Annotated in this window: 8 protein-coding genes; 1 reads left to right on the top strand and 7 read right to left on the bottom strand. The window is 71.0% G+C overall.

The features are described from left to right. Positions 1-57 precede the first annotated feature (57 nt). The 5 genes from pks2 to mutA all read right to left on the bottom strand — a co-directional run bounded on the left by pks2 (position 58) and on the right by mutA (position 13,501). On the bottom strand, positions 58-6,318 hold the full coding sequence (gene pks2 / locus ACN27E_RS06270) for a sulfolipid-1 biosynthesis phthioceranic/hydroxyphthioceranic acid synthase (protein WP_422747473.1): 6,261 nt from the start codon (positions 6,316-6,318) through the stop codon (positions 58-60). 744 nt (positions 6,319-7,062) lie between these two features. After that, a complete protein-coding gene (locus ACN27E_RS06275) occupies positions 7,063-8,322 on the bottom strand; it encodes a serine hydrolase domain-containing protein (RefSeq protein WP_422749667.1) in 1,260 nt (419 codons plus the stop codon). 47 nt (positions 8,323-8,369) lie between these two features. Further along, positions 8,370-9,362 carry a methylmalonyl Co-A mutase-associated GTPase MeaB gene (meaB, locus tag ACN27E_RS06280; RefSeq protein WP_422747475.1) on the bottom strand — a complete coding sequence of 331 codons (993 nt, stop codon included), beginning with the start codon at positions 9,360-9,362 and terminating at the stop codon, positions 8,370-8,372. Next, positions 9,363-11,630, bottom strand: a complete 2,268-nt coding sequence (gene scpA / locus ACN27E_RS06285) for a methylmalonyl-CoA mutase (protein ID WP_422747478.1) — start codon at positions 11,628-11,630, stop codon at positions 9,363-9,365. A 2-nt stretch (positions 11,631-11,632) separates the two neighbouring features. Then, positions 11,633-13,501, bottom strand: a complete 1,869-nt coding sequence (gene mutA / locus ACN27E_RS06290) for a methylmalonyl-CoA mutase small subunit (protein WP_422749669.1) — start codon at positions 13,499-13,501, stop codon at positions 11,633-11,635. 140 nt (positions 13,502-13,641) lie between these two features. Here mutA and ACN27E_RS06295 point away from each other — a divergent pair, with 140 nt between their 5' ends. Beyond that, positions 13,642-14,367, top strand: a complete 726-nt coding sequence (locus ACN27E_RS06295) for a TVP38/TMEM64 family protein (protein WP_422747480.1) — start codon at positions 13,642-13,644, stop codon at positions 14,365-14,367. Here the strand turns inward: ACN27E_RS06295 and ACN27E_RS06300 are convergent. Together ACN27E_RS06300 and ACN27E_RS06305 are read right to left on the bottom strand one after the other, a co-directional pair. Beyond that, on the bottom strand, positions 14,358-15,566 hold the full coding sequence (locus ACN27E_RS06300) for an SPFH domain-containing protein (protein WP_422747481.1): 1,209 nt from the start codon (positions 15,564-15,566) through the stop codon (positions 14,358-14,360). The two genes, ACN27E_RS06295 and ACN27E_RS06300, sit on opposite strands and share 10 nt — an antisense overlap. Positions 15,567-15,577: 11 nt before the next feature. Continuing rightward, positions 15,578-16,018: an NfeD family protein gene (locus ACN27E_RS06305; protein WP_422747483.1), complete on the bottom strand. Its 441-nt coding sequence runs from the start codon at positions 16,016-16,018 to the stop codon at positions 15,578-15,580. Positions 16,019-16,029 lie beyond the last annotated feature (11 nt).

Genomic DNA, 16,029 nt, shown 5'->3' on the forward strand with positions numbered 1-16,029 from the left:
TCCTTGTCTTCGCGTGCGTATGGCCGACGACGGCGTCGGCCGGGCTGTGCGGGTACGTCACGGCGGTGGCGCCGTCCCCGCCTCACCGGCCAGGGTGTCGGCCAGGCGCTGCGCCAATTCCCGGACGGTGGTGATGTCCGTCGAGACGATTCGGATGCCCGTCTCGGTCTCGATCCGGGTGCGCACCTCGAGCGTGCCCAGCGAATCGAGCCCGTACTCGGACAGCGGTCGGTCCGGATCGACCGCGCGGCGCAGGATCACCCCGATCTGATCGGAGACCAGCTTGCGCAGCCGGCCCGGCCACTCCTCGCGGGGCAGCGTGCGCAGGTCGGTCAGGAACGCGCTCGAATTCCCCGCGGTCTGCCCGATCGACTTGAACGCCTCGGCGAACGGGCTGGTCTCGGCGAACGCCGACAACCACGGCGCACCGGCCACCGGTGCATATCCGGTGTAGGCGCGGTCGTGGCGCAGCAGCACGTCGAAAGCGTGTGCGCCGTCGTCGGGCAGGATCGCCATCGCGGCATCCTCGGCCAGGGTCTGACCACGGCCGATCTCCGCCCAGGCACCCCAGGCGATGGCGGTGGCCGGCAGCCCCTGGGCGCGGCGCCAGTGGGTGAAGGCGTCCAGCCAGCTGTTGGCGGCGGCGTAGGCGCCCTGCCCGGGTGAGCCGACCATCGCGGCGGCCGAACTGAACGAGCAGAACCAGTCCAGCCGGGCGTCGGCACCGTTGGCGCGCAGCGCATGGTGCAGATGCCACGCCCCGAACACCTTCGGCGCCCAGTCCCGGTCGACGAGTTCGTCGGTGATGTTGGCCAGGGTGGCGTCCTCGACCACACCTGCGGCGTGCAGCACCCCGCGCACCGGCAGCCCGGTCGCGGTCGCGGCGGCGATCAACCGGGTCGCGGTGGCGGCGTCGGCGATGTCGCCCAGCGACACCTCCACCTCGGTACCGCCGGCACGCATGCGCTCGATCGCGCGCAGGCCGTCGGGGGTTGGGGCCGACCGGCCATTCAGGACGATGCGACCGCAACCGGCCGCGGCCATCCGCTCGGCCAGGAAAAGCCCGAGTCCACCCAGGCCGCCGGTGATCACGTAGGCGCCGTCGGCGCGGAACGGAGTCGCGTCCTCGGGCAGCACCACCGCATCGGTCCGCCCGGTGTGCTCGACGTCGAGCACCAGCTTGCCGGTGTGCTCGGCGGCGCCCATCACGCGGATGGCGGTGGCGCCGTCGCGCAGCGGATAGTGCGTCGTCTCCGGCAGCGGGAGTACGCCATCGGCGATCTGCTGATACACCGTCTCCAGCAGGCGCCGCATCACATCGGGGTTGGTCAGGGTCAGCAGCGCCAGGTCGACGGCGTAGAAGGCCAGGTTGCGGCGGAACGGGAACAGGCCCATCTTCGTGTCGCCGTAGATGTCGCGCTTGCCGATCTCGACGAAGCGTCCGCCGAAGGACAGCAGCTCCAGTCCGGCGCGCTGCGCGGCTCCGGGCAGCGAGTTGAGCACGATGTCGACGCCGTAGCCGGCGGTATCCGCGCGGATCTCGTCGGCGAACGCGGTGCTGCGGGAATCGTAGACATGCTCGATCCCCCAGTCGCGCAGCAGCTTCCGCCGCTCGGGGCTGCCCGCGGTGGCATAGATCTGTGCACCGGCGGCCTTGGCGATCGCCACCGCGGCCTGACCGACCCCACCGGTCGCCGAGTGGATCAGGACCTTGTCCCGCGAGGTGATGCGGGCCAGATCGTGTAGCCCGTACCAGGCGGTCGCGTGCGCACTGGGCACCGCCGCCGCCTGTTCGGCGGGCAGCGAGTCGGGCAAGGTGACCGCCAGGTTGGCGTCGCAGGTGACGTAGGTGCTCCAGGCGCCATCGGCGGAGATACCGGCCACCCGGTCGCCGATCTGCAGGTCGGTCACCCCGGCCCCGACACCGGTCACCACGCCGGCGAAGTCGGCACCAAGGCGCGGCATGCGGCCCTCGAAGCTCGGATAGCGGCCGTAGGCGACCAGGACATCGGCGAAGTTGAGGTTCGACGCCGCGACCGCGACCTCCACCTGACCCGGTCCGGGGGCGGTCCGGTCGAAGGCGACCAGCTCGAGCGACTCCAGGTCGCCGGGCGTGCGGATCTGCAGACGGACCCCACCGGAGTCGAGGTCCACGACCGTGTGGCGGCGGCCGTCGGCCTGCAGTGGCGCCGCGTTGAGGCGGGCGACATGGAAGCGGCCGTCCCGCCAGGCCGTCTCGTCCTCACCGGAGCCCGACAGCAGCTGATCGGCCACCAGCGCGACGTCGGTCGCCCGGTCGAGGTCGATCTGGGTGATCCGCAGCTCGGGATGCTCCAGGTGAACCGAGCGCAGCAGGCCGCGCAGACCGGCGTGCTCGAGGTTGACCGCCGATGATGTCGAGTCGGTCGGCAGCACGGTCGCGGCGTCGCGGGTCAGGACGAACAGCCGCGGGGCGGCACCGGGCAGCGCGGTCAGCTGCTGCACGATGCGGGTCAGGTGGCGGACATGGGCGGCGCCGCGGGCCGGGATGTCGTCGCGATGCGCGCCGGGCTCGCCCACGACGATGGCCACGCCGGTGTGCGGATCGGCCAGCGCCGCGGTCGGTTCGTCGCCGTCGACCGGCCACGCGACCGTCGACACCGCAACGTCGTCCCGGTTCAGGGCCAGCGCCAGGCGACTGGCCAACGCGTCGGCACCGGTGTCGATGACCAACCACCGGGCGGTGTCGATGTGGCCGGGAGTGGGCGCGTCCTGCGGGCGCCAGTCGACGGTGAGCAGCCGGTCGTCGAGCAGGCGGTCACGATGGCCGCCCGCCGTCGAGCCGGTGCCCATCCGCAGACCCTCGACGGTGAGCAGCACCGCACCGTCCTCGCCGAGGACGTCGAGGTCGGCCTCCACGGCCGCGGCACCGATGCTGGTCACGGTCACATGGCAGAAGTGGGCGCGCCGCGTCGAGCCGTGGATGCGGATGCGGCGCACCCCCAGCGGAAGCATCAGCGTGCCCGTCACGTCGGCGGCCAGGGTGGGGTGTGCCGCCACGGCCTGGAAGCACGCGTCGAGCAGGGCGGGATGGATTTCGTAGGCCGACTGCTGGGAGCGGATGGAGCCCGGCAGCGTCACCTCGGCCAGCACGGTGTCGGCTCCGTCGGCGGTGTTGGTGGCCACCAGACCGGAGAACGCCGATCCGTAGTCGATACCGCGCGCGGCGAACCAGTTCCGCAGCGCGGCACCTTCGGTGCGGTCCGGGTGGGCCGCCAGCAGTGCGTCGATGTCCGCCGCGGCCGGGGTGTCGGCGGCCGGGGTGCCCGCGGCGCGCAGCACCGCGGTGGTGCGGCGGGCCACGTCGCCCTGATCGAAGGTCTCGACCATGAACTCCGCGGTTCCCGGGCGCTTGACCGTCGCCACGGCCGACACCGGGCTCTGCTCGTCGAGCAGCAGCATCTGCTCGAAGCTGACGTCGCGGACCTCGGACCCCTCGCCGAAGACCGCGTGCGCCGCGGTGAGCGCCATCTCGCAGTACGCCGCGCCGGGCAGCGCGGCCACGCGGTGTACCTGGTGGTCACCGAGCCAGGGCTGGTGGGCCGTGCCGACATCGGCCTGCCAGACGTGCCGTTCGGGTTCCTCGGGCAGGCGGACGTGGGCGCCCAGCAGCGGATGGACCGCGACGACGGCGCCGCCCTGGTCCTGTCCGTCGCGGGTCAGCATGAGATGGGTGCGCGTCCAGGTCGGCAGCGGCGCATCGACCAGCCGGCCCTCCGGGTACAGCACGGCGAAGTCGACCTCGCCGCCGGCGGCGTGCAATTCGGCGACGAAGCCGAGCAGCCCGTCGGGCATCTCCTGCTCCCGGCGCATCGCGGCCAGGGTGGACAGGCCGATGTCCAGGCTGCGTCCGGTGGTGTCGACGGCGTGGGTGAGCAGCGGATGCGGCGACAGCTCGCCGAACACCCGGTAACCGTCCTCCAGCGCGGCCTGAACCGCCGCGGAGAAGCGGACGGCGTGGCGCAGGTTGTCGGCCCAGTAGTAGGCGTCGAATTCGGGGATGTCGCGCGGGTCGTAGAGGGTGGCCGAGTAATACGGGATCTGCGGGTCCAGCGCTTCGACGTCGTCGAGGACCTCGGTCAGCTCGTCGAGGATCGGGTCGACCTGCGACGAATGGGAGGCGACGTCGACGGCGACCTCGCGCGCCATCACCCCGCGGCGGTCCCATTCGGCGATGAGGTCGCGGATCGACTCGGTGGCGCCGCCGACGACGGTCGACTCCGGCGAGGCGATGACCGACAGCACCACATCGGTGACGCCGCGGGCGGCGAGTTCGGAGAGCACCTGCTGGGCGGGGAGTTCCACCGAGGCCATGGCGCCCGAGCCGGCAATCCGGGCCATCAGCCGGGACCGTCGGCAGATGACCTTGACGCCGTCGGACACCGACAGCCCGCCCGCGACGACGGCCGCGGCCGATTCGCCCATCGAATGGCCGATCACCGCGCCAGGGCGCACACCGTGGGCCTTCAGCGTTTCCGCCAGGGCGATCTGCACCGCGAAGACGGTCGGTTGCACCCGATCGATGCCGGTGACCTTCTCCGGTGACGACATCGCCTCGGTCACCGAGAACCCCGACTCGCGGGCGATCAGCGGCTCGAGCTCGGCGATCGTCGCCGCGAACACCGGCTCGCTGTCCAGCAGCCCCCGGCCCATACCGGCCCATTGGGAACCCTGTCCGGAGAACACCCAGACCGGGCCGCGATCACCGGCGGCGACCGACGGGTGATGGCGGAAGTCGCTGTCGGCGGCTTCCCGGAGCTGCTTGATCAGACCTTCGTGGCTGTTGGCCAGGACCGCCGCCCGGACCGGACGGTGCCCGCGGCGGCGGGCCAGGGTGTAGGCGAGATCGCGCAGATCGACCGAGGACCGCGCGTCGACCCAGTCGGCGAGGCGGGCCGCGGTGCGGCGCAGCTCGTCCGGTGAGGTGGACGACAGCGTGAACAGCTGTGACCGCTCGGCCGGTGCGGCGCCACCGGGGTTCTGCGGATCGGGCGCCTGTTCGAGTACCGCGTGCACATTGGTGCCGGAGATGCCGTAGGACGAGACGGCGGCGCGGCGTCGGTCGGCCTCCGGATGCGGCCAGCGGGTGGTCTCCGTCGGGACGAAGAGTTGGGTCTTGATCCGCGCCATCTCGTCGGGCATGCGGTGGAAGTGCAGGTTCTGCGGGACCACCGCGTGCTGCAGCGACAGCACCGCCTTGATCAGCCCCACCGCTCCCGACGCGGATTGCGAGTGGCCGAAGTTGGTCTTGGCGGCGCCCAGCGCGCAGGGCGCGGCGGTGCCGTAGACCGCCGCCAGGCTGGCGTACTCGATCGGGTCTCCGACCGGTGTGCCGGTGCCGTGCGCCTCCACCAGGCCGACGGTGGCGGGATCGACGCCCCCGGCGGCCAGGGCGGCCCGGTAGACCTGGACCTGGGCGTCCCGCGACGGGGTCGCGATGTTGACGGTGTGGCCGTCCTGATTGGCCGCGGTGCCCTTGATGACGGCCAGGATCCGGTCACCGTCGCGCTGGGCGTCGGACAGCCGCTTGAGGAACAGCACCGCGGAGGCCTCGCCGGAGACGAAGCCGTCCGCGTCGGCGTCGAACGCGTGGCAGCGGCCGGTGGGCGACAACATCCCCTGGGCCGATCCGGACGAGAGCTTGCGGGGTTCGAGGGTGAGCGAGACGCCGCCGGCCAGGGCCAGGTCGCTCTCGCCGTCGTGCAGGCTCCGGCAGGCCATGTGCACCGCCAACAGGCCCGACGAGCACGCGGAGTCGACGGTGTAGGCGGGGCCGCGCAGCCCCAGGGCGTAGGAGATACGGCCGGACGCCAGGCTGAAGTTGTTGCCGGTGAAGCCGTAGGGCCCCTCGATCGCGTGCGCATCGGCGGCGAGCAGCTGGTAGTCGCCGTGCGTCATCCCGACGAAGACACCGGTCCGCGATTCGGAGAGGGCACCCGGATCCACCCCGGCGTGCTCGACGGCCTCCCACGCGGTCTCCAGCAGCAGGCGATGCTGCGGGTCGATGGCCGTCGCCTCACGTTCACTGATCCCGAAGAACCCCGCGTCGAAACCGCCCACGTCGTCGAGGAAGGCGCCCCATTTGGACACCGAGCGCCCGGGCACGCCCGGTTCGGGGTCGTAGTAGTCGTCGGCATCCCAGCGGTCCAGCGGAACCTCGGTGACGAAGTCCTCACCACGCAACAGCGCGTCCCACAGCAGATCGGGTGAGTCGATTCCGCCCGGAAGCCGGCAGCCCATACCGATGACGGCGACGGGGGTGACCGGTACCTCGACCACTGCTGCAAACCTCTTCCGACCGGGTAAACCTGTACTGACGGCGGACCCGATAGTGACGGATCGTGGCGCCGGTGTGGGTGCTCCGTGCGCCTCGCTCCGGACTACTGTGGTCCGAGTCGGTGGTGAGCCGGACCAGCGGTCGCCGGTCCGACTCCGCAGAATCTATACGAGCAAATTCCGCCTAATCATTGCTAGTTCAATATCTGCCGCCGAAATGTTACATGAAACACGCCGAAATCGCAGTTTCGCGCAGCGATTTCGCTCTGACCTGCGCCTTTTTTGATTCCGGGCATTTACCTAAGTCTTGGGTTCCTCTTGGCTTACTCTCAGGTTCACCGCAGACGCGTCTATCAGCAAACTTGCGCAGGCGTTATTTTTGTTTCCTGTGAGTCGCCTGTGCGCCCTCGAGCAGGTTCCGGATGTGATGCAAAGCACCGACTAGAGGCCGCGGTAGTGCCTGCACAGAGCGCACACCGGCCGTGCGGCGCGGTGTACGAGCCGGCCGTCGCCCGGCCGGCGGACGCCCCCCACGGGCTCCGGCGGGCCGCTCGCTGCGCGAATGTGGCAACAGTCCACCGGGTAACGCCACTTACGGCCTGCAGGCCCGCAGCAAACGCGCAGCGGACTCGTCGGGAGGCGTGCGACGCCCCGCGCGCCGGAAAATTGTCGGGAAAAATCTTGGGGCGGACTCGCGCGGTCAGCCCGGCCGGGGCCCGCGACGACCGTGCGACCGCCCGGTGACGGCTAACCCGCGACCGGCTTGGCGGCCCGGAAGCGAGCGCCCTGTTCGGCGACCGGCCGGTATCCGCGCCGCTGTGCGCGAGCCACATCGCGACGGATCAGCACGTTGAGACCCGCGATGGCACCCATGTCCAGCAGCATCGGCGTGAGCAGCCGGTTGTGCACGAAACCGATCGACAGACCCGAGACCGGATCGGCCCATCCGGTGGAACCACCGAGCCCGATGTGACCGAAACCGCGCATCACGCCGAACGGCAGGCAGTGGTAACCGAGGTGGAAGGCCAGCGGAATGCCCAGGTTGCGGTCCGGCCGGAGATTGGGTTTGCCGGTCAGACCGGAGGCCACCTCCGGCGACAGCAGCTCGGCGCCGTCGACGCTGCCGCCGTTGGCGATGGCGGCGTACATCTTGGCCAGGCCGCGGGCGGTGGCCACGCCGTTGGCCGCGGGGATCTCCGCGTCGAGGAACGGGGTGTCGCCCTGCACGACGCCCTTCATGCCCGGGAAGTACATCGAGCCGAACATCCCGGAGAACTGCAGCGCGGCCACCTTCGGGGCGACGAAGTTGAACACCGGATTGGCCAGCGTGCCCTGCGGCGCGAGGATCTGCGCCGCACGCGTCGCGGACCCGGCCGGGGGACGCCCGAGGTGCAGCCCGTCGGTGTCGAGCGGTCCGGCGAGTTCGGTGCGGATCAGCTCGGCCATCCCCCGCCCGGTCACCGCCCGGGCCAGCCCCGACATCAGCCAGCCGTAGGTCAGGGCGTGGTAGGCGGAGTGCCCGTGCAGGAAGCGGTTCACCGGCATCGCCGCCAGCCGCGCCTCCATGGCGACGTGGTCGAGCAGATCCGCCTTGCCGACGCCGTTGAGCTGGGACAGCCCGGCACGGTGACACATCAGGTCGCGGACGGTGATCTCCGCCTTGCCGTTGGCCGCGAATTCGGGCCAGAACTCGGCCACCGGCCGGTCGTAGGCGATGAGCCCGCGGTCGACCAGCCGATGGATGACCGTCGAGGCCATCCCCTTGGTCGCCGAGAAGACCATGGCGCCGGTGTCGGCGGTCCAATAGTCGCGGCCGCGCCGGTCGCGGTAGCCGGTCCAGACGTCGACGACCGGGTCGCCGTGCAGATAGATCGACAGCGCTCCGCCGCCGTAGCGCCGACCGGGGAACAACTGCGAGAACCCGCGCAGCGTGCAGGAGAAGTTGGTGTCCGCCGCGCCCTGGACACCGTGGGGAAGCACCGCAGCGCGGGCTCGGCTGGACTGCATCGTCACCACGTCAATGTACCGCTGAGACGGGCTAATAAAACCCGCGTTTACCGAGTCGTTAGCCGCTGATCCGCGGCGTCGAGCAGGCGCTGGGCCGCCAGCGCCGGGGTCAGCTCACCCTCGCGCACCTGCCGTTCGACCTCGGCGCGGATCCGGCGCACGTCCGGGTGGCCGAGTACCCGGTCCAGGACGGCGTCCCGCACCATCGACCACGTCCACTCGACCTGCTGGGAGCGTCTGCGGTTGTCGAACTCCCCCGCCTCGGTCAGCACGTCGCGGTGCCGGCACACCGTGTCCCACAGTTCCTGCAGACCCGAGCCCTCGAGCGCGCTCATCGTCAGCACCGGCGGGCGCCACAGGGTCTCGCGGGGATAGATCAGCCGAAGCGCCGCGGTCAATTCGCGCGCCGCCGCCTTGGCCTCCACCGCATGCGGCCCGTCGGCCTTGTTCACCACCACGATGTCGGCCAGTTCGAGAACACCCTTCTTGATGCCCTGCAACTGGTCGCCGGTGCGCGCCAGGGTGAGGAAGACGAAGGTGTCCACCATGTTGGCCACGGCCACCTCGGACTGCCCCACCCCGACGGTCTCCACCAGGATCACGTCGTATCCGGCCGCCTCCAGCAGCACGATGGTCTCGCGGGTCGCCTTGGCCACCCCGCCCAGAGTCCCCGACGTCGGTGAGGGACGGATGTAGGCGTCGGGGTGCACGGCGAGCCGGGCCATCCGGGTCTTGTCGCCGAGGATCGATCCGCCGGTCCGCGTCGACGACGGATCGACGGCCAGCACCGCGACGCGGTGGCCCTGCTCGATCAGATACATCCCGAGCGCCTCGATGGTGGTCGACTTCCCCACCCCGGGCACGCCGGTGATGCCGACGTGCATGGCCGAACCGGCTTCGGGCATGAGTTCGAGCAGCAGCTCCTGGGCCCGCTGCCGGTGATCGGCACGCGTCGACTCCACCATCGTGATGGCCCGCGCCAGCGCCGTGCGGTCCCCGTCGCGCAGGGCGGTGGCGAGTTCGTCGACCGGTCGGCTCATCTAGTTCAGCGTGTAGCCGAGGCGGTCGGCCAACTTCTCGAGCAGCCCCTTGGCGGCGTCGGCGATCACCGTGCCGGGCGGGAAGATGGCCGCCGCGCCCGCCGCGTACAGCTCCTCGAAGTCGCCGGGCGGGATCACACCGCCGACGACCACCATGATGTCGGGGCGGCCCACCTCAGCCAGGGCGTCGCGCAGCGCCGGCACCAGGGTGAGGTGTCCGGCGGCCAGCGACGAGACCCCCACCACGTGCACGTCGTTGTCGGCGGCCTGGCGGGCCACCTCGTCGGGCGTGGAGAACAGGGAGCCGACGTCCACGTCGAAACCGATGTCGGCGAACGCCGTCGCGATGACCTTCTGGCCGCGGTCGTGGCCGTCCTGGCCCATCTTGGCGACCAGGATGCGCGGGCGGCGGCCGTCGGCCTCGGCGAACTTCTCCACCAGTTCGGTCGCGGTGGTGATCTCGGCCATGTGGTCCCCCGTCCCGGCTTCGTCGCGGTACACCCCGGAGATGGTGCGGATCTCGGCGACGTGGCGGCCGTAGACCTGCTCCAGCGCATCGGAGATCTCGCCGACGGTGGCGTGCGCCCTGGCCGCGTCGATGGCCAGCGCGAGCAGGTTGTTGCCGAGCCCGTCCTCGCCGGCCTGGCCGGTGGCCGCGGCGGCGCGGGTCAACTCGGCCAGCGCGGCCTGCGTCGCCTGCTCGTCGCGCTCGCTGCGCAGCTTCTCCAGCTTGGCCAGCTGCTCGGCGCGCACCCGGCTGTTCTCGACCTTGAGCACCTCGATCTCGTGGTCTTCCTCGACCTGGTACTTGTTCACGCCGATCACGGTCTGCGCGCCGGAGTCGATGCGGGCCTGGGTGCGGGCGGCGGCCTCCTCGATGCGCAGCTTGGGGATGCCGTCGCTGATGGCCTGCGCCATCCCGCCGTGGGCGACCACCTCGCCGATGTGCATGCGGGCCGCGGTCGCCAGCTGATGGGTCAGCCATTCGACGTAGTACGACCCGCCCCACGGGTCGATCGGCCGCGTGGTGCCGGACTCCTGCTGCAGCAGCAGCTGGGTGTTGCGCGCGATGCGGGCCGAGAAGTCGGTGGGCAGCGCCAGCGCCTCGTCGAGGGCGTTGGTGTGCAGCGACTGGGTGTGGCCCTGGGTGGCTGCCATCGCCTCGATGCAGGTGCGGGCCACGTTGTTGAAGGGATCCTGCGCGGTGAGCGACCACCCCGAGGTCTGCGAATGCGTGCGCAGCGACAGCGATTTCTCGTTGCGCGGTGCGAATTCGGCGACCAGCTCGCTCCACAGCAGCCGGCCGGCGCGCAATTTGGCGACCTCCATGAAGAAGTTCATCCCGATGCCCCAGAAGAAGGACAGCCGCGGGGCGAACTTGTCGATGGACAGGCCCGCGTCCAGACCCGCCTTGATGTACTCGACGCCGTCGGCCAGCGTGTAGGCCAGCTCGAGATCGGCCGTCGCCCCGGCTTCCTGGATGTGGTAGCCGGAGATGGAGATCGAGTTGAACTTCGGCATCTTCGCGCTCGTGTAGCCGAAGATGTCGGAGATGATCCGCATCGACTCCTTGGGCGGATAGATGTAGGTGTTGCGGACCATGAACTCTTTGAGGATGTCGTTCTGGATGGTCCCGGCGAGCTTCTCCGGCGGCACCCCCTGTTCCTCGGCGGCCACCACGTAGAGCGCCAGGATCGGCAGCACCGCGCCGTTCATCGTCATCGACACCGACACCGTCGACAGGTCGATGCCGTCGAAGAGCTGACGCATGTCCAGGATCGAGTCGATCGCCACCCCGGCCATGCCGACGTCGCCCTGCACCCGCGGATGGTCGGAGTCGTAGCCCCGGTGGGTGGCCAGGTCGAAGGCCACCGACAGCCCCTTCTGCCCGGCGGCCAGGTTGCGACGGTAGAAGGCGTTGGACTCGGCGGCGGTGGAGAACCCGGCGTACTGCCGGATGGTCCACGGCTGGTTGACGTACATGGTCGGATACGGCCCGCGCACGAACGGCGCCGCGCCCGGGAAGCTGTCGAGCGGATAGCCGGCCGTGACCGCGGCGTCGCGGTCGGCAGCGGTGTACACCGGCTTGACGTCGATGCCCTCGGGGGTCGGCCACTGCACCTGCTCGGGGGTGTAGCCGTGGGCCGCGGCCGCGGCGGCGACGAAGTCGTCGACCGCCGCGTCGGTGACCGGGTCGGTGGGGCGCTCGCCGTGCAGTGGTACGTCGGCGAAACTGCCGAGGACGGCGGTCTCTTCAGCGGCGGTCATGCTCAGGCCCCCAATCGGGTCAGCAGGTCGGACAGGGCTGCGACCGCGTCGATCTTCGCGGTGAGGAAGTCGTCGGGCTGCGGATCCGTCTCGGCGACCGCCTTCTGCGGCCCGGCCAGGCAGACGTGCTCGATGCCGGCCTCGTGCGCGGCCGCCACCACCGCGGCGGCCTCGCCGGCGTAGCGGGCGTCGGTGCCGCAGACGACCGCGACGGCCGGGGTGGCCCCGAGTGCGGCGACGGCGGCGGCCACACCGTCGGCGTCCAGCGGACCCGGATTGACCGCCTCCATGCCACCGGCAGCCAGCAGATTGGCCGCGAACGTGGTGCGGATGTTGTGCTCGGCCAGCGGCCCCAGCGGCAGCAGCAGGGCCTGCGGGCGCGCGCCGGTGCGCGCCAGATGGGCGTCGGACCGGTTGCGTAGTTCCTCGAAACCGGCCGCGTAGCGGGCCACGCCGGTCAGCGTCTCGCCGGCCGGCAGCGGCTCCTCGCCCAGGTTGGGGTATTCGTTGACCCCGGTCAGCGCGGTGCGCCGGTGGGCGATGTCGTCGCGGCGCTGCGCCGACACCTCGGCCAGCTGCGCCGCGACGTATTCGCGGGCCGCGGCGAATCCGCCACGGCGTTCGATCTCCTGGAACAGCGCCCAGGCCCGCTCGGCGATCAGGGCGGTGAGGTCCTCGACGAACCAGGAGCCGCCGGCCGGGTCGAGTACGCGCCCGATGTGGGACTCCTCGAGCAGCAGCAGCTGGCTGTTCCGGGCGATACGCCGCGCGAAGGACCGCGACGTGCCGGGGTGGCCGTCCGGGATCGCGACGTCGAACGGATGCACCAGGACGGTGTCGGCGCCGCCCACACCGGCCGAGAACGCCGCCAGGGTGGTGCGCAGCATGTTCACCCAGGGGTCGCGCTGGGCCATCATCGCCAGCGACGACACCGCATGCACGGTGGCCGCGCCGGCATCGGGGGCACCGGCGACCTCGGCGACCCGGGCCCAGAGCAGCCGCAGGGCGCGCAGCTTCGCGATGGTCATGAACTGGTCGTCGTCGGCGGCCAACCGGAAGCTGATCTGCGCCAGTGCGTCGGTGCTGGAGAGCCCGGATTCGGTGAACAGTCGCAGATAGGCCACTGCGGCGCCGACCGCGCCGGCGAGCTCCCACACCGCACTGGCGCCGCGGTTGTGCAGCGCGGCACCGTCGACGGTGACGGCCCGGACGTGCCCGCCGTAACCGGCCAGCTCGGCGGCGGTGGCGATCACCTCGGCCAGCTCCGGGGCGGGGCGGCCGGTCAGCGGGGCGGTCAGCGGATCGGCACCGAGGTCCACCGACAGCCGCTGACGCTGGTCGGCGTCGAGGCCGCTCAGCCGGGTCTGGACGGCCTGCGCGGCGGCCGCGAAGTCGGCGCCCGCATCCACCTGCACCGGCACCAGGTCGACGAAGACGCCGTCGAGCAGGCGGTCCAGGTCGGCCGGGACGACCCCGCCGTCGCCGAGGCGCAACACCAGTGCGCTGACCCCCTCGGTAAGGGCGAGAAGCAGTTCGCCGTTGGCCTCGGCGGCGGTCGCGGATGCGGCGGGGAAGACTTCGGCGACCTTCCAGCCGGCCACGACATCGCGCAGCGCATCGCCACCGCGGACGAACGGCCAGCGGCCGGGCAGCGGAGGTTCGGGCGCCGCGTCGAGGGCGGTGTACAGCGGGCGGATGGGGAAGCCCTCGTAGGTGGGCGAATCGAGCAGTCGTTCGGGTTCGGCCGGCAGGTCGGCCGGATCGCGCCGCATGCTCTTGGCCAGCACCGCGGACACCCCGGTACGCCACTGCTGCAGCCCGGCGGTCAGATCGTCATCCACGGCATTGGACCCCTGCACGGACACCGGCATCTCCTGTTGTCGCAGCATGTGACTGACCCTTGGACCTTTGAGGCTAAATGATGGCCGTCACCGTCTTGTTCGCTGGTCATGGCTTCGCCGGTGCCGCGCCGACAGCCGCCGGTCACCCGCGGCCCGTATCGTTGACGACCGTGAAAGCCGTCGTCAGGACCCTGCGGACCGCGCGGTCGGCGGTACGGGCCACGGCCATACAGGTCCCGCGCAGGCGTCTTGTCGCAATGGCGGTCGGGATTGTGATTCTCGTCGCATTCGCCTGGGCGGTGCCGCTGCCCACCGCGGTGCAGGTCCGGGATTGGGCGACATCGGTGGGACCGTGGTTCCCGCTGGTCTTCCTGGCCGCGCACATCGTGGTCACGACGTTCCCGTTTCCCCGGACGGCGTTCTCGCTGGCGGCGGGGCTGCTGTTCGGTCCCGCGCTCGGGGTGTCGATCGCCGTGGCGGCCAGCGCGGTGAGCGCCGTCCTGGCGGTTCTGCTGATCCGCGCGCTGGGCTGGCAGCTCAGCACGCTGATCAGCCATCCGGCGGTCGACCGCCTCGACGACCGGCTCCGGCGGCGGGGCTGGCCGTCGGTGCTGTCGTTGCGGCTGATCCCGGTGGTCCCGTTCGCGGCGCTGAACTACGCCGCCGGCGCATCCTCGGTGCGGCTGGTGCCGTACGCGCTGGCGACGCTGGTCGGCCTGACGCCCGGCACGGTCGCGGTGGTGATCCTCGGTGACGCCCTCACCGGCCGGGTGGATCCCCTGCTGGTGGCCGTCTCGGCCGGTATCGCCTCGATCGGCGTGCTGGGGCTGCTCTACGAAGCCCGCGCCCACCGCAGCGCCGCGGCACAGTCCTCAGCCGACGTCGCTCACGGCTGACCCGACTCGGGCCGCACCGAGAGATCCTGCTGACTCAGCGGCGGATACTGCATCTGCGGCGGCGGGGTCGGCGCCGGCGGCAACACGCCGACGTCGCTGGATGCCCGTGCATCGGCCTCCGCCTTGGCCACCGCCTGGGCGATCGCCGGATCGGTCTGGGTGGTGAACCAGTCGGCCACCTCGTCGCTGTCGTCGGCGGGTCCGGTGCGCACGTCGTCGACCGGTGACGGGGTGTAGCGGAAGACCCCGTCCTCCCCGGGCGCACCGAGCAGTTTGGTGAAGCCCTGCAGCGCCGAACCGAAGTCACTGGGGACCACCCACACCTTGTTGGCCTCCCCCTTGGCCATCTGCGGCAGGGTCTGCAGGTACTGGTAGGCCAGCAGTTCAGGGGTGGGCCGGCCGGCCTTGATGGCGGCGAAGGTCTTCTCGATGGCCTTGGCCTGGCCCTGCGCCTGCAGATACGCCGCCGCCCGCTCACCCTGGGCCCGCAGCATGCGGGACTGCCGGTCGGCCTCGGCGGCCAGGATCGCCGCCTGCTTGGCACCCTCGGCGGCCAGGATCTGCGCCTGCTTCTGCCCCTCGGCCTGTTTGATGGCCGCCTCGCGGCTGCCCTCGGCGGTCAGGATCATCGCGCGCTTCTCCCGGTCGGCGCGCATCTGCTTCTCCATCGAGTCCTGGATGGACGGCGGCGGGTCGATGCTGCGCAGTTCCACCCGGGCCACCCGCAGCCCCCAGCGGCCGGTGGCCTCGTCCAGCACACCCCGCAGCTGACCGTTGATGGCATCGCGGGAGGTCAGCGTCTGCTCCAGCGTCATGCCGCCCACCACGTTGCGCAGTGTGGTGGTGGTCAGCTGCTCGACGCCGACGATGTAGTTGCTGATCTGGTAGACCGCCGCCTGCGGATTGGTCACCTGGAAGTAGACGACGGTGTCGATGTTGACCGTCAGGTTGTCCTCGGTGATCACCGGCTGCGGCGGGAACGAGACCACCCGTTCCCGCAGATCGACGCGGGCGCGGATCTTGTCCACGAACGGCAGCAGCAGCGTGAGCTGGCCAGACACCGTTTTGCTGTAGCGGCCCAGCCGCTCGATGACGGCCGCCTCGGCCTGCGGGATGAGCGCGACCGATTTCGCGACCACCACCACGGCGAAGACGACGAGTACGGCGAGCAGGATCAGTCCGGTGACGGCACCATCCACAAGCGGTCTCCTTACAGTCGGGGACTACGCCACACGACCGCCGTCGCCCCGTCGATGTGCATGACGGTCACGTGGTCGCCTGGTTCGAACACATCGTCGTCGTTGAACGGGCGCGCCGTCCAGACCTCGCCGTCGAGTTTCACCTGGCCGTGATGGCGCGACACCCGGTCGAGCACCAGAGCGGGTTTGCCCTCGAGCGCCTTGGCGGGATCGGGCAGGCCCCCGCCGGCGGCAAGCCGGCGCCGCAGCACCGGGCGCACCCCCACCAGCAGCAGCACCGACACCGCCAGGAACACCACCCCGTCGGCCCAGATCGGCCAGTCCAGCAGCCAGCTCGAACCCGTGGCGGCGAGCGCACCGCCGGCGAGCATCAGCAGGAACAGGTCACCCGTGAGTATCTCGGCCCCGGCCAGCACCAAGGCGAGGATCAGCCAGATCAGCCAAACGGGCATGGCGCCACCCT

The sequence above is a fragment of the Mycobacterium sp. WMMD1722 genome, from assembly GCF_049315205.1.
In the GTDB taxonomy this organism is placed as follows: domain Bacteria; phylum Actinomycetota; class Actinomycetes; order Mycobacteriales; family Mycobacteriaceae; genus Mycobacterium.